Below are 20,498 nucleotides of genomic sequence, written 5' to 3' on the forward strand. Positions count from 1 at the left end.
CATGACCTTTCATGCCTATATCTGCGACGCAGTTCGCACTTCTTTTGGACGCTACGGCGGCAGCTTGTCGACCATGCGCGCGGACGACCTGGGCGCCGTGCCCTTGCGCGCTTTGATGGCGCGCAATCCGACACTCGACTGGGACGCCGTCAACGACATCGTCTACGGCTGTGCCAACCAGGCCGGTGAGGACAACCGAAACGTCGCGCGCATGTCCGCACTGCTGGCCGGCCTTCCTGTCAGCCTGCCGGGCAGCACCGTGAACCGGCTGTGCGGCTCGGGCCTTGACGCGCTGGGCACGGCGGCGCGCGCCATCAAGTCTGGAGAGGCGCACCTGATGCTGGCCGGTGGTGTGGAGAGCATGAGCCGCGCACCCTTTGTGATGGCCAAGGCAGAGGCAGCTTTCTCGCGCGCCGCCCAGATCGAGGACACGACGATTGGATGGCGCTTCGTCAATCCACGCATGAGGGTCTTGCACGGTGTGGACAGCATGCCTCTAACGGCAGAGAACGTCGCTGCCGACTTCGGCATCTCCCGGCTGGACCAGGATCGCATGGCACTGGCGTCTCAACGCAAGGCTGTCGCTGCGCAGCAGCGCGGGTTCTTCGACGCGGAAATCGTGCCGGTCGCGGTACCTCAAAAGAAAGGCGACCCCTTTGTCGTGGCGCGCGATGAGCATCCGCGCGAGACCAGCGCGGAGGCACTTGCCAAACTGAAAGGGGTTGTGCGTGCGGACGGCACCGTCACGGCGGGCAACGCATCTGGTGTCAATGACGGCGCCTGTGCTCTGCTGCTGGCCAGTGAAGACGGCGCTGCGCGGCATGGCCTCAGCCCACGCGCCCGCGTGGTGGCGATAGCCACGGCCGGCGTGCCTCCCCGGATCATGGGCATGGGCCCCGCACCTGCCACGCGCAAGGTCTTGGAGCTGGCCGGTTTGACGCTGGCGAAGATGGATGTGATCGAGCTCAACGAAGCATTTGCGGCGCAGGGCCTGGCCGTGCTGCGCGATCTCGGTCTGGACGATGACGACCCTCGCGTCAATCCCAATGGCGGAGCCATCGCCTTGGGCCATCCGCTGGGTGCATCCGGGGCGCGGCTTGCCACCACGGCGGTGAACCAGCTGCACGCCAGTGGCGGCCGCTATGCCTTGGCCACCATGTGCATCGGCGTCGGCCAGGGCATCGCCGTGGTACTGGAGCGCGTATGAACCGCGGCATGGCGAATCGTCGCGCCCTATTGGCTGGTGCTGCTTGTGCCCTTGTGGCGCCCTGGGTATCAGCGCAAGCGTTCCCCAGCAAACCCCTGCGGCTCATCGTGCCCTTCCCTGCAGGCGGGGGTACGGACGCCATGGCAAGAGCACTCGGTGACGCGCTGTCTCGCGACCTGGGCCAGTCCGTGATCGTCGACAACAGGTCCGGCGCGGGCACCGTGATCGGCAACGACGCTTTGGCCAAGAGTGCGCCAGATGGGCACAGCTTGCTGCTCAATACCAGTGCGATCGCCATCGTGCCCAGCCTTCACCCCAAACTGCCCTACCCTGCGGACACGGCCTTCGCGCCGGTCATGCTGCTGGGCCGCGCGCCCAACGTAGCGGTCGTGCGCATGGACAGTCCCATGAAGTCCGCCGCAGACTTCATCGCGCAGGCCCGAGCCCATCCGGGAAAGATGGCCTATGGCTCGGCCGGCAACGGGACCTCCACACACCTGGCGGCAGAACTGCTCAAAAGCACGGCCAAACTGTTCGTCACCCATGTGCCGTACCGTGGCGCGGCACCGGTCATCAACGATGTGGTGGCCGGACAGATCGACCTGGCTTTCGGCACCCTGCCCAGCGTGGCCCCGATGCTCACCAGCGGCAAGTTGCGGGCGTTGGCAGTCACAAGTGCCAAGCGCTCCCCACTGCTTCCGGATGTGCCCACCTTTGCCGAGTCGGGTGTGACCGGCTACGAAGCAGATGCCTGGTACGGGGTGTTCGTGCCGGGCGCAACGCCTGCAGGTATCGTTGATCAACTGTATGCCGCCGTCCAGCGTGCGGCCCAGACCGATTCATTCCAGCGCCGTGCTGCGGCGGAGGGCCTGGTGCTGACCATGGACCGCCCCCAGGAGACTGCCCGCATCGTGCGTGCCGAAGAGTCCAAGTGGCGGCGTGTAATCCAGGCCCAATCCATCAAAATCGAATGAGTGAAATGCCTGTGCCTGCACAGAACGATGAGCAAGCGACCGACGAGCAACTCGCTGCATTGAGGCGTTTGACGCAACGCCACGTTGTTCACAGCCACGGTGGTCGCGTCGTGTGGCGGATGCTGGGTGCCGGTCGACCCCTGGTCATGCTGCACGGCGGCCACGGCAGCTGGCTGCATTGGGCACGCAATATCGAGGCTCTGGCTGAGCAACGGAGCGTCTGGGTACCCGACATGCCCGGCTACGGCGAGTCGGATGCTCCGGCCGACGCCACACTGGCATCCTTGCTACAGCGCCTGGGCGGCAGCCTTGACAGGTTGTTAGGCCCCCAGACTCCGATTGACCTTGCCGGTTTTTCGTTTGGCGGCCTGGTGGCCGCCCATCTGGCCGCGGTTCGGTCCGGCGTAGATCGCCTGGCTTTGCTCGGTGCCGCGGGCCATGGCGGCGCTCGGCGCCCATCCGCCCCCTTGATCGCATGGCGCGACGTGGTGGGCGATGCTGCTGCACTCAGGCATGTGATGCGCCACAACCTGCTGGCCCACATGCTTCATGAACCGGACAACGTTGACGCGCTGGCATTGCGCATCCACACCGATGCCTGCCTGCACACGCGCTTTCGCAGCAAGAGCATTTCGCGCGCCGGCGGTCTCCAGGCTTTGCTAGGAAGGGTTCGAGGAACCGTGAGGATGGCCTGGGGCGCGCACGATCTCACTGCGACACCCGAGGTGCTGGCCCCCGAACTTGCAGCCTGCCATCCAAACGTCGGATGTGCGATCGTGCCAAGCGCGGGTCACTGGGTGCAATACGAATCAGCGCCTGCAGTCAACGCGATGCTGCGCGACTGGCTGGCATGAAATCCAATCTCTGAAAGAACATATCACCATGCATGCCACCGAAGTGTTCGGCCGCTACGCCGAAGAATACCGACAGTCAGTCCTCGACGACGATGTCATCCACCACGCCAAGCGGGCTGTCATCGATTGGTACGCATCTCTGTTTCCAGGATTGGCGGCCGATCCGCTGACGCAGCTGGAGCAGGTGCTGGCCGACGACCTGGACCATGGCCGCTCGCGCCTGGGAAACGGCCGAAGCGCTACGGCCCGGGCTGCCGCGCTTTACAACGGTACGGCGGCACACGCCGCCGAAGTGGACGACAGTTTTCGCGACGCCATGTACCACCCGGGCGCCGCCACCATTGCGGCGGCCCTCGCGGCCAGCCAGGATGTGAACGCCAGTGGCTTGGCTTTTCTGCGCTCGCTGGTGCTGGGCTACGAGGTCTCGACGCGCATCGGCGTGGTGATGGGCCGCCCTCACTACCGGTTCTGGCACAACACCGGCACGATCGGCAGCTTTGGCGCCGCGGCTGCCGCTGGTGGCGCACTCGGGCTGGGGGCACAACCCTTCGCTCATGCACTCGCCACCGCCGCCACGTTTGCCGCGGGCCTCCAACAGGCGTTTCGCATGGACTCCATGTCCAAACCGCTGCATGCCGGGCGGGCGGCCGAAGCGGGCCTGCTGGCCGCGCAGCTGGCCGCCAAGGGCGTGACAGGATCTCTGGACGTGCTCGACGGCGAGGCCGGACTGGGCCGCGCCATGAGCAATGGGCCGGACTGGTCGCAGGTCGGTGACGGTCTCGGCAGCGATTTCCACATCAAGCGCCTGACGTTCAAGAATCACATCGGGTGCGGCCATACTTTAGCGGCCATTGACGCGGCACTGGCACTGAGAGAGCAGCACAGCCTGCAGGTGCAGGACATTGCGCACGTCCAGATCGACACCTACAAGCCTGCGCTGGACATCGCATGCTACGAACGCCCCAGCACCGCAAATGAAGCGCGTTTCAGCCTGAGATATGTGGTGGCAACCGCATTGGCACGCGGCAGTGTTCGGTTGGCCGCCTACGAACCGCAGCAACTCGAGCACCCGCAAACACGCGATCTCATGGCGTGCATCGAAGCCCGTGTTGACCCTGAAATCGACGCTGCATTCCCTGGGCAACGCGCCGCACGCGTCGAGATCACGACCTGCAGCGGCGACAAGTTGGTGCACTTGCAGCCCAACCGCAAGGGTGACCCGGAGCTGCCGCTGTCCGACACAGAACTGGAGAGCAAGTTACTCGAAATGGCATCCCCGGTGATCGGCGGGCAGCGGGCTGCGCAACTGCTGCAGCGGATCTGGAGCCTCGAACAAGCCTTGGACCTGCGAGGTTTGAACTGAGTCCGTTTTCGATCCTGGCCTATCGGATCATGGGCTGACATCTGCCGAATGGGTGGCATGCGACCACAAAAGCTACCATTGGCGTATGAATACATTTTCCAACGCCTTTCGCGCTGAAGTCGTCCGCATGGCGCGCAAGGAGCTCAAGCCCGAGCTGCAAGGCATGCGCAAGGCGATCACCAGCCATCGCTCCGAGATCGCGGCCTTGAAGCGGGATGTGAAGAACCTCACCTCGCAACTCAAGGCTGCGCAACGCCAGACCCAGGCCGCGGCAGCGGCTGAGCCGTCCAACTCTGTCAAGGCCCCGAAACAGGCCGCCAGCGACACGTTCGAGTTTGCGCCCGAGATGCTCGCACGGATGCGCCAGGCGCTGGGCGCGACTCAGCTCCAAATGGCAGCGCTGTTGGCCGTCAGCCCGCTGTCGTACTCCAGATGGGAAAAGGGCCAAACCCAGCCCCGTACCAAGCAGCTTGCGAAGATCGAGGACGTCGTGAGGATGGGGCTGGTCAAGGCAGGAAAGAAGATGCACCGGGCAGCAGCGAAGGCCTGAGTTCAGAGCCGCGGTGCGCTGAGGATCAACCCTCTCGCCCGGCGTACGCGCTGGATCCACATTGCAGTTACGTTTTCAGCAGATGAAGGATCTGCGCAAGAGACTGCTTTTTAACCCCCAGGCACTGGGCCTCAGATTTTCAAAGCCATCAATGCTTGGAGGCGTTGTCGATTGATCGACCAATTGACGACCTGGGGTTCCATCTTGATGAACTCCATACGCGCGATTTTTCGGCGCTGCCGTGGTGGGCGCCAACAAGAAGGCCGTCCTTGGCCACGTGGACAAATCGCGCGTGATCGCCACGCTCACCAGGACACTGTGACAAGCGCTGGGCTTGCGAGCATGGCTTGGCTCAGGGCTTGCACTGGCGGAGTGCCCCCCCCGAGAAGCACCGGCTGTGGCGGCGCGAACGCCCTGCTCTCTTGGGTCGTCACAACGGCTACCCTGGCGCCCATTGCGAACGATGGTGCCGCCGCAGCTCCAGCATCGCATGACACCGGCCCCGCGCTTATGCCAGACATAAACGCGGGGCACTTTCTTTGCTGCACGCGGTCTGCCATCATTCGCCACACTGACGGGAGGGAGTTGCAGGTTCCTGGTGTGCGGGTGATCCGCAGACTGTCCGCACACCAGGCGGCTTGCTTCCTTGCACCTTCACTTCGCGTTATCTACCATGCCCATCGACCCAGACGCACAACGAGAACTTCAAGCCCTGATCCGCGGCGGCTTCGAGGACCGACATCGCATCATCGAAATCCTGACCGAAGAGATGTATGAACCTGGCGAACTCGACGCCGCCGAGCTCGAACACGCATTGGACGCGGCGATTCGGGCGCACGAGGAGTCCAAAATTGATTGGCCTGCAATCACAGACTGCGATCGGCTGGACGCAACATTTGATGCGCTCGTCCAGCGCGGCATCATCGCGCTACAGAATGCAGGCTACACGCAAAGCGATGGCTATGACGACGTGATCAGCGAGCACCAGGAAGCTGCGGACCCGGACCGTTTTTTCGGCTACTGCTTCTTTCACGGACAGGACTTGGCGCGCGCAATCGAGGGCGGCGGGCTCTTTCTGGCCTTCGGGCCACTGGAAGCCAGCAAGGAAGACATCGAAGGTCCGCGTGTTGGCGAACTGGTGGCTGAGGAGCTGCGCCGTGCAGGGTTTGAAGTGCGGTGGAATGGGTCGTTCCAGCAGCGCATTCATGTGCCAGCCTTCGACTGGAAAAGGCGCTGACGCCCCCATTCTCAACCGCGTCAGGCAGTGCCCCAGCCGTGCGTACGGGTTGAGGGCCTGGAAGACCTCGAAAGTGGTTCATCGAGACATCACGGCGTAACGCCACGCTCATGCGACCAGGCAAGTGCCTGCATGGCTATGGGAATGTCAGCGGGACGTGCTCCCTCGCCAGCAATGGTATTTGACATACGTAGCGTATGCGAAATAACATACGCCACGTATGTCTAGAGATCCATTGCCCAAACCCCAACGCCGCACCAGAGCCGACATGGCCGAAGAGACCCGGGCCAAACTGGTGGCTACCGCACGGCGGGCGTTTGCCGAGCAGGGCTACGCGCAGACGTCGATGGACGACTTCACCAGCGAGGCCGGCCTGACGCGTGGCGCGCTCTACCACCACTTTGGCAGCAAGCAGGGTCTGCTCGTCGCGGTCATCGAGCAGATCGAAGCCGAGGTCGGTCTGCGTCTGGACGCTGTGTCTGCGGCAGCGCCCAATCTGTGGGAGGGCTTTCGCAGCCGGTGCCGCACCTACCTGGAGCTGGCGCTGGAGCCGGAGATCCGCCGGGTCATCCTGCAGGATGCGCGCGCGGTGTTCGGGGACGTGCCGCAAGCCGCGCAGTCCGTGGGAATCTCCGCGTTGCAGGCAGCCCTGCAGCGGATGGTTGACGAGCAAACGATCAGGCCACTCCACGCCGGTGCGATGGCCCGCATGCTCTACGGCGTTGTCACCGAGGCATCGTTCTGGATCGCTGAACCGGATGGCGATCAGCCCGAGCGCCTGGCCCAAGCGCTCGCCGGGCTGGACCGCCTGCTCAGCGGATTGCTTGCCTGACTGGGCCGCGAACCGCCTCCCCCTTCTCCTGTTTTTCTTGATCAGCCGGAATCATCCCTATGCAGTGGCACAACTCCGCCGCCCGCTTCGGCGCGCTCGCCAAGCTCTTTCATTGGACCAGCGCAGCCGCATTCATCGGTGCCTACCTCGTCGTCTATTACGTGATCTGGTTCATGGACGACACCACCCCCGAAGCACTGCCGGTGCTCAACGTCCATTGGGCGCTGGGCCTGCTGGTGGGGCTTGTCACGCTGCCGCGCTTGCTGTGGCGCCTGTGGGACGTGCAGCCGCAGCAGCCTCCAGGGACAACCCTGGAGCATGTGCTGGCCTACACAGCGCACGCCGGCCTGTATGCCCTGCTGATCGCCATGCCCTTGACCGGCTACATCGGCACCGGCGCTCCCACCGACCTGGGCCTGTTTTCGGTGCCAGGTTTCAACGAGACGCAACTGTTCAGCTGGATCAGCAAAACCTTGGGTGCGGACTGGGACACGTTCGAGGCGCCGGTTGATGCCCTGCATCACTTTCTCGGGAAATTCGTGGCCTGGGTAGTGGTGGCGCTGCATGTGGCGGCAGCACTGATCCACCACTTGGTACGGCGGGACGACGTACTTACGCGCATGCTGCCTTTCAAGGGCTGAGGCGCCAGGCGCTTAACAACACCAACCATCTTGGGGCATGCACTGCGGATTGCGTTTCCCGCCGTGTGATGACGTGGCCCGTAGTCATCACCAGCTCCGTGGCTCCGGCTCGGGCCCCGGCTCGGGCGAGAATTTTCGATCACAGGGGACGGCGCAGCACGACCTGTTTCAATCGGCCTGCCTCGCACGCCCCAGGCCACCACCATCGCACTGATTCATCCGCGCCAGCACTGCGCTACAGCTACGCAGGGCGGTCGGTTGTCAAACCATAAGCAATCGCTTCGATGTTAATTGGCAACGGTATGGCTAGTAGAAATGATAGCCCTCTCATTCCTGATGGTGGCACCGCGGCGCCGCGTGCGTAGAGTTGCCGCGATGTCGCCGCTCACGACTCACCTACGTCAACAACCCCAGTCGGAATGCGACCGCAATTGCCTGGGAGCGGTTTTTCACGTCCAGCTTCTCCATGACATTCTTGATGTGGAACACCACGGTAGGCTCTGCAATGGACATGATCTGCCCGATCTCGGCGGATGTCTTGCCCAGGGCGACCCAGCTGAGGCACTGGGACTCCTGCGCCGACATGGGGGGTCTGCCTGCGAGTGCTGCCTCCGTGGCGATCAACCCCCTGTGCGCAAAATGAGCGCAGCTGGCAAGCACCTTTCCCGCCGCCAGCAGTTGTTGCTGCTCCCGAGGGTCCGAAATGGGCTGGTCGCGGGCCAGGCTGACCATGGTTTTGACACCCCGTGCCTCGTGCACCGGCACACTGAGTCCGAAGCCCAGGCCGTGCGAGCGAGCTTCTTCGAAGAAGTGAAGCGTCCCGGACTGGGCAAAAAAGTCTTCGGACCACACAATCGCGTCGGTGGACGTCCGGCAATGATGCACGGTGGGATCGAGCGCGGCATACTGCCGCTCGGCGTAAAGACGTTGCCATCCGGGCGGGTACCCGCTCGCAATCTTGTATACAGGGGCCCCGTTATCGTCGAACCACTGCGTGCCCACCATGAATCGCTCAAAACCGATCTCGCGAGAAATTGTCTCCATGGCCGAAAAAAACGCTTGATCAGTCGACGCGTCAAATATCTTCGACATCAGGTCGAACGAACCGGGCATTGAAACGCCTGTCGACATTGGATACTCCACCTCTCAGTTGGTAACAACTCCATGATAGGCGTCAGCAGAGCAAACCACGACTACTATGTGCGCATACCGGTGGGTGAAATTCATCGCATCGGCCTCGAGCACCACTCCACCGAGACCAGCTGCGCCATGGCGCGAAGCGGGTTCACAGAGTGGATTGCGCGCTGTGACAGCGCTTTGGTGGTGGTGAGCTGGGATTGGACACGGCTGGACGACGGGTCGATCGTGCATCCTCACCCGCGCATCGTCCTGTCCAACCTCATGCTGTTGAATGACCATGCTTTTGACCAGGGAATCGACCGGACCGAGGCAGAGCTGCTGCTGCTGCTCGACCGGATCGACTGGAAGTCCGCAGTGTCCAGCACCTGCGAACGGGTGATGCGCGGTCTCAGTGGCTACGCTGAGCTTGGATGGCCGAGAGTGTGATGTGATCAATTTCAATCATCAGCGCCACTGCCGACGCAACTCCGATCCGGATGGAAGGACCCATCCTGTGCACGTTCAGCCCTTGGTGGCGGAGCATTCTTTCCATGACGGGGGTGGTCACCGTCACGTACCGGGCAATGTTGTTCTCGATCGCATGCTGGGCGGTCTGGCGCATCAACGCCATCGGCATCTCACCGAAGGTGGCGTTCGCAGTCCCCACGCGGTCGGTCGCTACCGCGAACCGGCTCAGTTCCCAGCAGTCGTCACTCGCAGGTGCCGCCTGACCATGAAGCAGCTCCGGAAAGCTGTCCTTGAGCATGTAGGAGCCTGTCGTGGGAAGCAGTCTCCAGCAGGCGTCCACCGACCCGTTGGGATGTTTGGCCAGAACGTAGGCCACATCGGGCAGATCATCGAAATGGTCTCTCTCCATTCCGTCCTGCGCCTTCACGTCCCAACCGAGCCTTTCGTGGAAAACAGCATACCGAAGCTGGAACATCGCTCGCAGGTCGCCGTGGTCGATGTGCGCGGGTGTGAAAATTTGGATGTCGTAGTTCATCTGGCTTTTGCGGAAGTGGTCCGAAAAGCTATTGAACCCAGCAGCGCACGCCGTAGAAACTGTCAGAAGAGGTAGCTTGCGCCCTCCTTCAACTTGAGGCTGCGAAGCCTGCTGTTCGTCGACAATCGCGATTTGCCGTTCGCTGTTTCGACCATGTTCTCCATCCACCTGCCCCGCCGCGCCACCGCCTACTTCGCCCCCTTTCTCACCATCCTCGCGCTGCTTTGGCTCGCAGCCTTGGCGCCCGTTCACGCAGCACCGGCCATCAGCTACAGCAAGGATGGGGTGAGCTTCGAGCACCCCGAGGGATGGAAGGTCACCGAGGACGTGGTCGCGCAGGATGAAACCCGCTTGCGCAGCATCGACATCGAGGGGCCCGACGAAGCCGTCGTGACCTTGATGTTCAGCCCACTGCTGGCCGGCCAGGACATCGAGAAATTTGCAGCGACTGCAGCCCGCAATCGCGAGGATGCGGCGCGGGCCAATACCGCCCAGAAGGTAAAAATGGGCCCTGCGACCACCGCACCCATTGCCCGCCCAGTGGGCGGCAAGGACACCAAGGGTGTGTCCCAACGCTTCGTGGTCAGCCTGCTTGGCCAGGACCTGCCCCACGAGGCGCGTTTCTTCAAGGCGACGCTGGGCGGAACCACCGTCATCATCATGACCCAGGTGGCCGACGAAAACGCCCGGGCTGCCGAGCCCGGCTTTGCGATGGCGCTCGGTACGTTGCGCTACAGCGGCAGCAAGCGCTGAGCCGCCACAGCGCACAGCGCGCGATACAGGCTGTGTGAACGCGTGGACTTCGGTGGTCTTGCGGGCGCTGAAAAGACGATGACGATGACGGTGACGACGGCGCGGCTCCCGCATCGCTCAGCAGGCGCCCGCCCCTAGCCTGCACCTTCCCCCCGCGAGGCTTTCCATCGCTCCAGCAGTTCAAAGATGCCCATGCCCGCCAGCATCGCGATCGCAAAGATGATGGCCTTGGCCTGCCCCATTCCCACCGCCACCATCGCCGGCCCTGGGCAAAACCCTGCAACGCCCCAGCCCACGCCAAACAGCAGGCTTCCGCCGATCAGGCGGCGATCAATGCTGCGAGTCTGAGGCAACTTCATCTGTGCACCCAGGAAGGACTCCCTGCGGCGTTTGGCGACGGAGAAGGCCACGAGGCCGATACTGATGGCCCCGGCCATCACCAACGCGAGCGACGGGTCCCAGCGGCCGGCCAGATCCAGAAAGCCAAGCACCTTGGCCGGATCGGCCATGCCGGAGACGATCAATCCGATGCCAAACACCAGGCCAGCCACGAAAGTGGTGAACAGTTTCATCTGAATGCCTCAGGTCCCGACGATGTGCCGGGCAACGAACACGGTCGCGAACCCCGCGCCCATGAAGATTGCGGTGGCGGCCAGCGACCGCAGCGACAGGCGGGAGAGCCCGCACACGCCGTGGCCGCTGGTGCAGCCAGAGCCGTAGCGCGTACCCACCCCCACCAGAATGCCGGCCATCACCAGTGCGCCAGTCCCCACATCGATCTGGGGCTGGGGCAAGTCCAGGCACAAGGTATACATCAGTGGCGCCACGAGCAAGCCTGCGACAAAAGCCGCGCGCCAGGCGACCTCCCCTTTGACGGGCTGAAGCAAGCCCCCCAGGATTCCGCTGATGCCGGCTACGCGCCCATTCAGCAGCACCAGGATGCCAGCGGCGATGCCGATCAGCACACCGCCCGCCAGCGACGACCAGGGGGTGAACGCATTCCAGTCGATGGTCATGGGTCAGTCTTTCGGGCAGTAAAGGCGATAGAGCACCGCCAGGATTTCAAGGAGCGCAGCGTCGGCCACGCTGTAGTAAATGTTCTTGCCCTGGCGGCGCGTGTTGACCACGCCTTCGGTGCGCAGCACGCCCAGTTGCTGTGACAACGTGGGCTGGCGGATGCCCAGGGCTTCCTCCAGTTCGCTCACGCACATCTCGCCTTGGGAGAGCTGACACAGCAAAAGCAGCCGATCCTCATTGGCCAGGACCTTGAGGGTTGCGACCGCCTGGCCAGCAGCACTTCGCAATGCCTCGGGGTCCAGGGTCAAAGACTTGTGTGCCATGCGCTTGATTTTTCAACTTGCAAACAATATATTGAATTATATAATCAATGTCAACATATTGAAACGGATCCCGCATGAGCCGCATCTCCATCCAGGCCTTCTTCGACAATGAGACTGGCACCGTCTCGTACGTGTTAACGGACGTGGCGAGCCGGCGCGCTGCCGTCATTGATCCCGTGCTGGACTTCGACTTCAAGTCGGGCCGCACAGGCACAAAGTCGGCCGACGCCCTGCTCGACCATCTACAGGCGAACGCCATCACCGTCGATTGGATTCTGGAAACGCATGCCCACGCCGACCACCTTTCCGGCGCGCGGTACATCCAGCAGCAGGTGGGCGGCAAGATCGGCATCGGAGAGCGGATTCGCGAGGTGCAGTCCACGTTCAAGAAGCTCTACAACCTGGGGCCTTCATTCCTGCCCGACGGCACACAGTTCGACCATCTGTTCACGGATGGCGAGGTCTTTCATGTCGGGCAGATTCAAGCCACTGCCCTGCTGGTGCCGGGCCACACGCCTGCGGATTTGGCGTACGCCATCGACGGCGCGGTTTTCACGGGCGACACGCTGTTCATGCCCGACATCGGTACAGCGCGGGCAGACTTTCCCGGAGGCGATGCGCGCACGCTGTACCGGTCTGTTCAGCGCCTGCTGAGGCTGCCGCCCGACACCCGGGTATTCGTCTGCCACGACTATCCGCCAGAGGGACGCGAGGCCGCATGGGAAACCACGGTGGCGCAGCAGCGCGCCACGAACATCCACGTGCGCGATGGCATCAGCGAAGATGAATTCGTGGCCTTGCGAACCGCCCGCGACGCCACTCTGGACGTGCCTGCGCTCATCCTGCCGTCCATGCAGGTCAATATCCGGGCCGGCCTGCTGCCTCCGGCGGAAGACAATGGGGTCGCTTATCTGCGCATCCCGCTCAATGCCCTGCCGCAGGCACAGCCGCAGCGGTGATCGTGATGCTGGTCTGTACGTTCTGCGCAAGACACTGCCTGCCTCCCGCGGGCAGCACTGCGCAGTGCTCTCGGTGGAGGAAATCCGCTGCATGAATGTTCTGGCAGCCCTTTTCCGCGTGGACCAGCGCAACGGGATCAGCGGCTGCCGCAGAGATTTTGCTGAGTCGGCGCAGGTGCAACCGCTAAGCGGGCGATGACAAGGCCTGCAAGAGCAGGTGTGGTTGCAGTGGTTTGCCCAAGTGCAGGTCGAAGCCTGCGGCCAGCGCCCGGTCGCGGTCCTGGGGCCGCGCAAAGGCCGTGAGCGCGATGGACCGCAGGCGTGGCCGGCCGGCGGACGCTTCCAGCTCCCGGACCTTGGCAATGAGCTCGTACCCATCGCGGCCCGGCAGGCCAATGTCGCTCACGAACAGGTCGGGCCATGCCTGCTCGAACTGGGCGATCGCAGCCTCGTAGCTGTCGGCCACCCGCACCCTGGCCCCTTCGTCCGACAGCACGATGCTCAGCATCTCACTGGTGTCGGCGTTGTCGTCCACCACCAGGACGTCCTTGCCTTGCAAGATGCGGGATTCGTGCATGGGCAGTGCGCCATGGCCGTCTTCGGATGCCGCCTGGGACTCCTCGTACGCCACCATCAGCCGCGCGGTCATGGCCGTCCCGTGGCCCGGCCCCTGGCTCGCGGCGGAGATGGTGCCGCCGTGCAGGTCTACCAGGTGCTTGACGATGGACAGGCCCAGGCCCAGGCCGCCGTGGGCCCGGTTGCCTGGCGCTCCGCTCTGCGTGAACCGCTGGAAGAGATAAGGCACGAAGGCGGCATCAATGCCTGCGCCGTGGTCCTGCACCACCAGGGTCAGTTCGTCCCCCGTTCTGTGCAGGCGCACCTCGACCAGGCCGCCTTGCTCGGAGAACTTGATGGCGTTGGTCACGAGGTTCCACACGATCTGCTGGAAACGCGTGACGTCGAGCCACACAGGATCCTGCATGTCGGCGCAGATCACCTCCAGTTTGATCTGCCGGGCCTGGGCCGCGTCGCGCAGGGCGTCGATGGACACGCGCACCAGCTCAGCGGGGTTGGCCCATTCGCGGTGAAGGCGCAGCTTGCCAGACGCTATGCGCGAGACATCGAGGATGTCCGAGATGATCCGCCCCTGCGCCTTGGCGCCCCGCTCGATCGCGTCGATGCCGCGTGCCAGCATCTCCGGTTTGGTGTTGGGGCGCTTGAGCATGTGCACCCAGCCGGTTATGAGGGTGAGCGGGGTACGCAGCTCGTGCGACAGCACCGCCACGAAATCGTCCTTTGTGCGGCTGTGGCGCTCGGCGAGTACCCGGGCTGCCTGCTCGCGCTCCAGCAGTTCCTCGCGCCGGCGCTCGAAATCCATGCGCTCGGACAGGTCGGTGGCGATGCCGATGCGCAAACCCGGCTCCACGTGGTCGGACATGCTCCAGTCGAGCAGCACTTCCTTGCCGTCGCCCCGGATGAGCGGGAACTCGCCCTTCCAGTCCACCGCGGAACCAGACTCCATGCAGCTTTGAACGAAAGCCTGCCATGCCGAAGGCGCAAGCGATGTCACCACCTGGCCGATGAGATCGCTGCGGGGGCGCTGCAGCAGCGCCTCGGCTGCCGGATTCAGGTCGGCAAAACGCCCGAAGGCGTCGATGAGCATCATGGCCACCGGCGCCTGGTCGTAGATGGCACGAAACCGTGTTTCGCTGCGCCGCAGTTTTTCTTCCGCGGTGCGCGCACGGATCAGCGCCTGCAGCGTGGCCACCATGAGCGCGGGCTCGGCCGGGTGCACCATGTACGCATCGGCACCAGCATTGAGACCGGCCACCTTGTGCTCGCTTTGCACATACGTGGCAGACAGGTGGATGATGGGCGTGAGCTCGGTCTTTGCACCAGCGCGCAAGACCCGGCAGACTTCAAACCCGTCCATGTCCGGCAGGTGCACATCCAGCACGACGGCCGAAACATCGCGCTGCGCAGCCAGGATCGCCGCTGACCCGGTGTCCGCCTCTTCGGTGTGGAACCCCGCGGCACGGATCACCCGCGCCGTCGCATACCGGGTGACCGGGTTGTCGTCGACCACCAGCACCGTGTGCAGGCTGCGGTCGATGGTCGGCGAAATCATGGCGGATGTGGGCATGCTCTAGCTCGTGGTGCCGTCCTTGCCAGAGGGCATCTGGACAGGAACGATGACCGAAAAAACCGACCCCTCCCCGACCACGCTGTGCACGCTGACATGGCCGCCCAGCAGCTCCGCCAGCTGTTTGGACAGTGCCAGGCCAAGCCCGGTGCCGCGCAGCCGCTTCTGAATGGGGGCATTCACCTGCGTGAAATCGCTGAAGAGACTTTCCAGATGCTCGGGCGCGATGCCGATGCCGGTATCGGAGACCGAAAAGCGCACCATGCCGCCGCCCTCCAATGTGGCAGACACCCGCACTTCGCCACGCGCCGTGAACTTGAGCGCATTGGACACGAAGTTGCGCAGGATCTGCGACAGCTTGCGGTCGTCGGTAAACAGCCGCGGCAGGCCCATGGGCTCTTCGAACACCAAGTGGAGTTCGTCGTTGTCCAGCAGCGGCTTGAACATGCCGCGCAGCGCTGCGAACAGGTCCATCATTTCAAACCATGCGGGCGATACGTCGAGCCGGCCTGCCTCGATCTTGGCCAGATCGAGCAGGTCGTCCACCATCGTCGAGAACTCTTCGCAGGTGCTCTGGATGAACCGCACCTGGCGCTCCTGCTCCGCAGTGAGCGGCCCGTCCACATGGTCGAGCAGCAGGCGAGCGATGCTCAGCGTGGCGCCGATGGGCGTGCGGAACTCATGGCTCATGTACGACAGGAACCGGCTCTTGAGCTGGGTGGCATGCCGCAACTGATCGGCCTGCTCGTCAAGTTCTGCATACAGCGCCACCACGCCACGGTTGGTCTCTTCCAGCTCTTCCCGCAGGGCCTGAACTTCGCCCTGCAAGGCCAGCACTTCGGCCTGGCTTTGCTCCAGCCGCATTGTCAATTCTTCAGTCAAGCGCATTCCCCTGTTTCACCACCAGCACGGTGGCGTCATCACGACCCCTAGCCTGCCGCCACAGCAGCGAGGCGGCGATCAGCGTGGGGTCGCGTTGCAGCAGCGGCACCACTTCATCGGACCTCCACCGCGAGGCAATACCGTCGCTGTGCAACACCGCCAATGCATGTTCCGGCATCTCCTGCGTCGCCACCTCGGTCTTGCGCAGCTGCACGCCCACGGTGCCGTGCTGGGTGAGCATGGACCGGTCGAACACGCCCGAGAGCACACGCCCTATCACGTTGCCTGCACCGGTGTACTGCAGCCGCTGCGCTTCCATCCGCATGACGAACAGTGCCGCACCGCGCGTCGTCTGTAGGCCGGCGTGTGCATCCTGCACCAGGGTTTCCAGCGACGCAAATGGCGCTTCGGCGAAAACATCCAGCGCAGCATCGGAGGCCTGCGCCGCATGCGGCCCATGGCCGAGGCCGTCTGCCACCACGGCGGCCAGCTTGTCGCCGTCCACCGCAACAGCCCAGCCGTCACCGCATACCGTCTCGCCCGGCGCAGCAATGCTGATGGCGCCCCAGCGGCGTTGTGCCACTGCTGGCGACCCCGACGTGCGCACGCGCACCAGGCAGGCCGTGCCTTGCGCGGTGGAGTGGATGTCGAAATCGCTGGCCAACCGACGTATGGCACCCAGGCCCGTGCCTGGCGACCCCACGCCGGTGGACACGCCGTCCTGGCTGGAGCGTTGCACGTCCGCCATCCCGGGGCCCTTGTCCAGCGCGATCACTTCCACCTCGTGCCCGGTCGGCAGCAAGGCAATCCACAACTGGCCCTCTTTCGCATGCCGGACCAGGTTGGTCCCCAGCTCCGTGACCACGATGGACAGGCGCCCCGCGTCGATCTCGCTCCAGCCCCAATCCTGCACCGTACGCGCGCAAAAGCGCCGAGCCTCGCCGACGCAGCTGCCATCGGTCATGGGAAAGGGGCGGTGGCTCCACCCGCGGCTCACTTCCACTTGGTAATGCTCACGCGTGTGCCTTGGCCAGGGGCCGAGTCCACCAGGAAATCGCTGACAAGCCGTTTGCTGCCCGGCAGGCCCAGGCCCATGCCGCCGCCAGATGTCCAGCCGTCCGTCATGGCCAGCTTCATGTCGGCAATGCCGGGGCCTTCGTCCTCGAAGTGCAGCGCAAGGCCTGTCTTGGCACCCGCTTCGAGCACCTCCCAGCGCATGCGTCCACCACCGCCATGGATCAGCGTGTTGCGAGACAGCTCGCTCGCCGCGGTGATCATCTTGGTCTGCTCGACGAGGGAGAACTTGAGCAACTGGCAGAGCGAGCGCACAGTCTGGCGGCTGGCCACGATGTGTTGCTCCGACTCCAGGGGCAGCGTGCCGGAGCGTTCAACTGACAAAGCCAGCCTCCTTGCGCACCCGGTCGAGCAATGCCAGCCCGCGCTCCACGTTCAGGGCCGTCTTCACGCCATCGAGCGACAAGCCCAGCTCCACCAGCGTGATCGCCACCGCCGGCTGCATGCCCACGACCACCGTGGTGGCCGAGAGGATGCGCGCGATGCCCGAAATGCTGGCCAGCATGCGGCCCACGAAGGAGTCGACGATTTCCAGTGCAGAAATGTCGATCATCACACCGCTCGCGCCGGTCTTGGCGATGCGCTCGGCCAGGTCGTCCTGCAGCGCCAATGCGGTCTGGTCCTGCATGTCCACCTGGATGGTGACCAGCAGGGTCGAGCCCATGCGCAGTATTGGTATGCGTTCCATAAATATGCCGGTCCGGATCAGGCCACCTGGCGGGCGATGCGCCAGCCCGTGCGCTGCAGGGCGAGCGCCAGCGCATCGGCCAGCGTGGCCTTGGTGCTGACGCCCTGCAGGTCGATGCCCAGGTGCACGATGGTCTGAGCGATCTGCGGGCGGATGCCGCTGATGATGCAGTCCGCGCCCATGAGGCGGATGGCTGTCACGGTCTTGAGCAGATGCTGGGCCACCAGCGTGTCCACGGTGGGCACGCCGGTGATGTCGATGATGGCCAGCTCCGAGCCGGTGTCCACGATGGACTGCAACAGCGTTTCCATCACGACCTGGGTGCGGTTGCTGTCCAGCGTGCCGATCATTGGCACTGCGAGCACACCTTCCCACAGCTTGACCACGGGGGTGGAGAGTTCCAGCAACTCTTCCTGCTGGCGGGAGATGATTTCCTCGCGTGCCCTCTGGAAGGTGGTGGCGGTGAATTGCGCCATGCCGTCCACCAGCGTTGTAAGGCCCCAGAACGACGCTGGCAACTCCCCGGTGTTAGCGTTGCCTTGCGCCAGGGCTGACAGCAGCGGCTTCTTCAGCGCCAGGATGAAAACGCTGGTATCGCCAGCGCTTTGCCCCTGCGCCGCCCCCGAGCGCGAGAGATTGACCAGCAACTGTTGCAGTGCAGACCACTTCGGGTCCTTGAAGGAATCGGCCTGCGCACCCTCGCCCAAACCACGAGCCAGCAAGGAGGCTATTTCCTCCGCATCGCCCACCGCCGACCGCGGGAGACTCGCATTGTGGGTTCTGGCTTCTTGGATCCACTCCGCAATGATCGCTGCCCGCTTGCTGTCCTGCAGCGCATCCAAGATCTGGGTCGTCAAGTTGTTCATTGGGTTCTCGTTGAAATGAATGCCAGGCCAGCCAGCACGCCTGACAGCCTTGTAAGTCATTGTAGGAGGCGGCGGGCGCAAGCACGGTTTTTGCAATCAATGCGCGCGATGTCGAGGCGTTGTCCTACGCCTGAATGCGCTTGAAAACACCGAACTCCTGTCACCATCGCCGTCGCCATGTGATCCGCTCTCCCCCTCACGGCATCGTGTGTCTCAAGCACTTGTCCTGCACAACCGCCCATTCCTTTTTCGGTCCAATACCGCATGAGCTCCGAACCAGAAAAGCCGCCCATCACTGGATCCACAGCGCCCGAGGTGTCGCTGATAGGGTCGAATGTGAACACCATCACTGACCACTCCAGCGACATCTTTTTCACTGCCATCGAAACCACGCGCATGCCCATGCTCGTGACGGACCCCCGGCAACCCGACAACCCCATCGTGTTCGCCAACCGCGCATTCCTGTCGATGAGCGGCTACTCGCGCGAAGAAATCGTGGGCTCCAACTGCCGTTTTCTCCAGGGCCCCGGCACCGACCGCACCACGGTGGCATCGCTGCGGCAAGCGATTGCGGACCGCACCGAGATCACCACGGAAATCCTGAACTACCGCAAGGACGGCACCTCCTTCTGGAATGCGCTGTACATATCGCCGGTCTACAACAAGGACAAGGAACTCGTCTACTTCTTCGCATCGCAACTGGACGTGAGCCGGCGCCGCGACGCGGAGCAGGCCTTGGCCCAGGCGCAGAAGATGGAAGCCCTCGGGCAGTTGACGGGGGGCATATCGCACGACTTCAACAACCTGCTGCAGGTGATCTCCGGCCACCTGGAAATCCTCAAGCGCCGTGTGAAGACCCACAAAGGCGACGAAGCAGTGCTGGCAAGCGCCGACAGCGCCGTGGCGGCTGTCAAGAAAGCCTCGACGTTGACCCAGCAACTGCTCGCTTTCGCGCGCAAGCAGCGCCTGGAGGGCCGGCCCATCAACCTGAATACGGCGGCCGAAAACATCCGCAGCCTGATCGAGGACACCGTGGACGGCGGCATCGCGCTGCAGATGGACCTGGCGCCTGACCTGGCCAACTGCCAGGTGGACCCCACGCAACTTGAACTGGCCATCCTCAACATCATCACCAACGCGCGCGATGCGATGCCGCACGGCGGCCAGGTGTCCGTGTCCACCTCCAATGTGCAGGTCACCGGGGCCGACGTGACCGCGTTCGGAGGCCTGCGGCCCGGAGCCTACGTGTCGATGACCATCACCGACACGGGGGAAGGCATCCCGCCCGAGCTCATCAAGCAGGTGGTCAACCCCTTCTTCACCACCAAGCCCGAAGGCAAGGGCACGGGCCTGGGGTTGTCGATGGTGTATGGCTTTGCCAAGCAGTCCGGCGGCACGGTCAACCTTTATTCAGAAGTCGGCATCGGAACGACGGTGCGGCTGTACTTTCCGGCCACCACCCAGGCATCCAGCTACCGCGAAAGCCGCGACGACGAGTCGTCCGAGCGCGGCGGCTCCGAGAAAATCCTGGTGGTGGACGACCGCCGAGAGGTCGCCGACCTGGCGGGCGCCATGCTGGAGAGCCTGGGCTACAGCGTCCACATCGAGACCGATGCCGCCACTGCGCTGGCGTGGATCGGAGAGCCCGGCAGCGACACCAGGCCGGACATGGTGTTCTCGGACGTGTTGATGCCAGGGGGCATGAACGGCTTCATGCTGGCGCGCGAACTGCGCAGGCGCCACCCCCAGATCGCCATCCTGCTCACCACAGGGTATGCCGGCGACGGGAACATGACGGACGACATCGAGGGTGTCGAGTTCGACATCCTGAAGAAGCCCTACGGCATGAAAGACCTGGCCCGGCGCGTGCGGCTGACGTTGGACGGCCACACCGGTGCGCGGGTGAAGTCACAGGCGCCCAGAGTGCGCCCGGCCAACGAGGGCCCGGCGACGGAATAAAGGAACAGCCGACCTGCAGCAGCCGGCCAAGACTCGGCGACGCGCACAGGCCGC

At 63.8% G+C, this 20,498-nt stretch carries 23 protein-coding genes; 12 read left to right on the forward strand and 11 right to left on the reverse strand.

From position 1 onward, the window contains the following. Position 1 precedes the first annotated feature (1 nt). The 8 genes from pcaF (at position 2) to ASG27_RS23825 (ending at position 7,658) form a co-directional block, all read left to right on the forward strand. Positions 2-1,207, forward strand: a complete 1,206-nt coding sequence (gene pcaF / locus ASG27_RS23790) for a 3-oxoadipyl-CoA thiolase (protein WP_056412136.1) — start codon at positions 2-4, stop codon at positions 1,205-1,207. Beyond that, positions 1,204-2,181 carry a tripartite tricarboxylate transporter substrate binding protein gene (locus ASG27_RS23795; protein ID WP_056412139.1) on the forward strand — a complete coding sequence of 326 codons (978 nt, stop codon included), beginning with the start codon at positions 1,204-1,206 and terminating at the stop codon, positions 2,179-2,181. The genes pcaF and ASG27_RS23795 overlap by 4 nt, the downstream gene beginning before the upstream one ends. Continuing rightward, positions 2,178-3,035: an alpha/beta fold hydrolase gene (locus ASG27_RS23800; RefSeq protein ID WP_235503910.1), complete on the forward strand. Its 858-nt coding sequence runs from the start codon at positions 2,178-2,180 to the stop codon at positions 3,033-3,035. The genes ASG27_RS23795 and ASG27_RS23800 overlap by 4 nt, the downstream gene beginning before the upstream one ends. Positions 3,036-3,063: 28 nt before the next feature. After that, the gene (locus ASG27_RS23805) at positions 3,064-4,398 is read left to right on the forward strand and encodes an MmgE/PrpD family protein (RefSeq protein ID WP_056412145.1); all 1,335 of its coding nucleotides are present in this window, start codon (positions 3,064-3,066) and stop codon (positions 4,396-4,398) included. Between the two features lie 85 nt (positions 4,399-4,483). After that, entirely contained in the window at positions 4,484-4,948 is a 465-nt protein-coding gene (locus ASG27_RS23810; protein WP_056412148.1) for a helix-turn-helix domain-containing protein, read from the forward strand. Positions 4,949-5,621: 673 nt separating this feature from the next. After that, a complete protein-coding gene (locus ASG27_RS23815; RefSeq protein ID WP_056412150.1) occupies positions 5,622-6,185 on the forward strand; it encodes a DUF6891 domain-containing protein in 564 nt (187 codons plus the stop codon). Positions 6,186-6,453: 268 nt separating this feature from the next. Further along, positions 6,454-7,017, forward strand: a complete 564-nt coding sequence (locus ASG27_RS23820) for a TetR/AcrR family transcriptional regulator (protein ID WP_082486141.1) — start codon at positions 6,454-6,456, stop codon at positions 7,015-7,017. Between the two features lie 59 nt (positions 7,018-7,076). Beyond that, entirely contained in the window at positions 7,077-7,658 is a 582-nt protein-coding gene (locus ASG27_RS23825) for a cytochrome b (protein WP_056412156.1), read from the forward strand. A 396-nt stretch (positions 7,659-8,054) separates the two neighbouring features. On the opposite strand, the gene ASG27_RS23830 is transcribed toward ASG27_RS23825, so the two are convergent. Further along, the gene (locus tag ASG27_RS23830) at positions 8,055-8,789 is read right to left on the reverse strand and encodes a LuxR family transcriptional regulator (RefSeq protein WP_082486142.1); all 735 of its coding nucleotides are present in this window, start codon (positions 8,787-8,789) and stop codon (positions 8,055-8,057) included. 33 nt (positions 8,790-8,822) lie between these two features. On the opposite strand from ASG27_RS23830, the gene ASG27_RS23835 reads away from it, so the two are divergent. Next, complete coding sequence (locus tag ASG27_RS23835; protein WP_056412162.1) at positions 8,823-9,224, forward strand: DUF4902 domain-containing protein; 402 nt, start codon at positions 8,823-8,825, stop codon at positions 9,222-9,224. On the opposite strand, the gene ASG27_RS23840 is transcribed toward ASG27_RS23835, so the two are convergent. Further along, positions 9,187-9,780, reverse strand: a complete 594-nt coding sequence (locus ASG27_RS23840; RefSeq protein WP_056412166.1) for an acyl-homoserine-lactone synthase — start codon at positions 9,778-9,780, stop codon at positions 9,187-9,189. The two genes, ASG27_RS23835 and ASG27_RS23840, sit on opposite strands and share 38 nt — an antisense overlap. 153 nt (positions 9,781-9,933) lie before the next feature. Between ASG27_RS23840 and ASG27_RS23845 the strand changes: the two genes are divergently transcribed. Continuing rightward, positions 9,934-10,533: a hypothetical protein gene (locus tag ASG27_RS23845; protein WP_056412169.1), complete on the forward strand. Its 600-nt coding sequence runs from the start codon at positions 9,934-9,936 to the stop codon at positions 10,531-10,533. A gap of 134 nt (positions 10,534-10,667) precedes the next feature. Here the strand turns inward: ASG27_RS23845 and ASG27_RS23850 are convergent, their stop codons facing one another. The 3 genes from ASG27_RS23850 to ASG27_RS23860 are packed head-to-tail and all read right to left on the reverse strand — an operon-like array spanning position 10,668 to position 11,873. Continuing rightward, positions 10,668-11,105 carry a DUF6691 family protein gene (locus tag ASG27_RS23850; protein ID WP_056412172.1) on the reverse strand — a complete coding sequence of 146 codons (438 nt, stop codon included), beginning with the start codon at positions 11,103-11,105 and terminating at the stop codon, positions 10,668-10,670. Positions 11,106-11,114: 9 nt separating this feature from the next. Further along, complete coding sequence (locus ASG27_RS23855) at positions 11,115-11,549, reverse strand: YeeE/YedE family protein (protein ID WP_056412175.1); 435 nt, start codon at positions 11,547-11,549, stop codon at positions 11,115-11,117. A 3-nt stretch (positions 11,550-11,552) separates the two neighbouring features. Next, positions 11,553-11,873 carry an ArsR/SmtB family transcription factor gene (locus ASG27_RS23860; RefSeq protein WP_056412178.1) on the reverse strand — a complete coding sequence of 107 codons (321 nt, stop codon included), beginning with the start codon at positions 11,871-11,873 and terminating at the stop codon, positions 11,553-11,555. A gap of 74 nt (positions 11,874-11,947) precedes the next feature. Between ASG27_RS23860 and ASG27_RS23865 the strand changes: the two genes are divergently transcribed. Beyond that, the gene (locus tag ASG27_RS23865; RefSeq protein WP_056412181.1) at positions 11,948-12,832 is read left to right on the forward strand and encodes an MBL fold metallo-hydrolase; all 885 of its coding nucleotides are present in this window, start codon (positions 11,948-11,950) and stop codon (positions 12,830-12,832) included. A 184-nt stretch (positions 12,833-13,016) separates the two neighbouring features. Here ASG27_RS23865 and ASG27_RS23870 read toward each other — a convergent pair whose 3' ends face one another. From ASG27_RS23870 to ASG27_RS23895, 6 genes are read right to left on the reverse strand one after another with little or no spacing between them, the layout of a single operon-like run. Further along, entirely contained in the window at positions 13,017-14,975 is a 1,959-nt protein-coding gene (locus ASG27_RS23870) for a hybrid sensor histidine kinase/response regulator (protein ID WP_056412183.1), read from the reverse strand. A gap of 3 nt (positions 14,976-14,978) precedes the next feature. Then, positions 14,979-15,839 carry a sensor histidine kinase gene (locus ASG27_RS23875; RefSeq protein WP_056412186.1) on the reverse strand — a complete coding sequence of 287 codons (861 nt, stop codon included), beginning with the start codon at positions 15,837-15,839 and terminating at the stop codon, positions 14,979-14,981. 10 nt (positions 15,840-15,849) lie between these two features. Continuing rightward, positions 15,850-16,821 carry an ATP-binding protein gene (locus ASG27_RS23880; protein ID WP_056412189.1) on the reverse strand — a complete coding sequence of 324 codons (972 nt, stop codon included), beginning with the start codon at positions 16,819-16,821 and terminating at the stop codon, positions 15,850-15,852. 29 nt (positions 16,822-16,850) lie between these two features. Further along, positions 16,851-17,255, reverse strand: coding sequence for an anti-sigma regulatory factor (locus tag ASG27_RS23885; protein WP_056412191.1), 405 nt, complete (start codon positions 17,253-17,255; stop codon positions 16,851-16,853). After that, a complete protein-coding gene (locus ASG27_RS23890; protein ID WP_056412195.1) occupies positions 17,245-17,619 on the reverse strand; it encodes an STAS domain-containing protein in 375 nt (124 codons plus the stop codon). Before ASG27_RS23890 ends, ASG27_RS23885 begins: the two co-directional genes overlap by 11 nt. A gap of 17 nt (positions 17,620-17,636) precedes the next feature. After that, positions 17,637-18,485 (reverse strand): STAS domain-containing protein, encoded by an 849-nt coding sequence (locus tag ASG27_RS23895; protein WP_056412199.1) that lies wholly within the window; start codon positions 18,483-18,485, stop codon positions 17,637-17,639. Between the two features lie 264 nt (positions 18,486-18,749). Here ASG27_RS23895 and ASG27_RS23900 point away from each other — a divergent pair, with 264 nt between their 5' ends. Beyond that, positions 18,750-20,444 (forward strand): histidine kinase famiy protein, encoded by a 1,695-nt coding sequence (locus tag ASG27_RS23900; RefSeq protein ID WP_056412203.1) that lies wholly within the window; start codon positions 18,750-18,752, stop codon positions 20,442-20,444. The last annotated feature ends 54 nt before the right edge of the window (positions 20,445-20,498 follow it).

Source organism: Acidovorax sp. Leaf191 (assembly GCF_001424425.1).
In the GTDB taxonomy this organism is placed as follows: Bacteria; Pseudomonadota; Gammaproteobacteria; order Burkholderiales; family Burkholderiaceae_C; genus Acidovorax.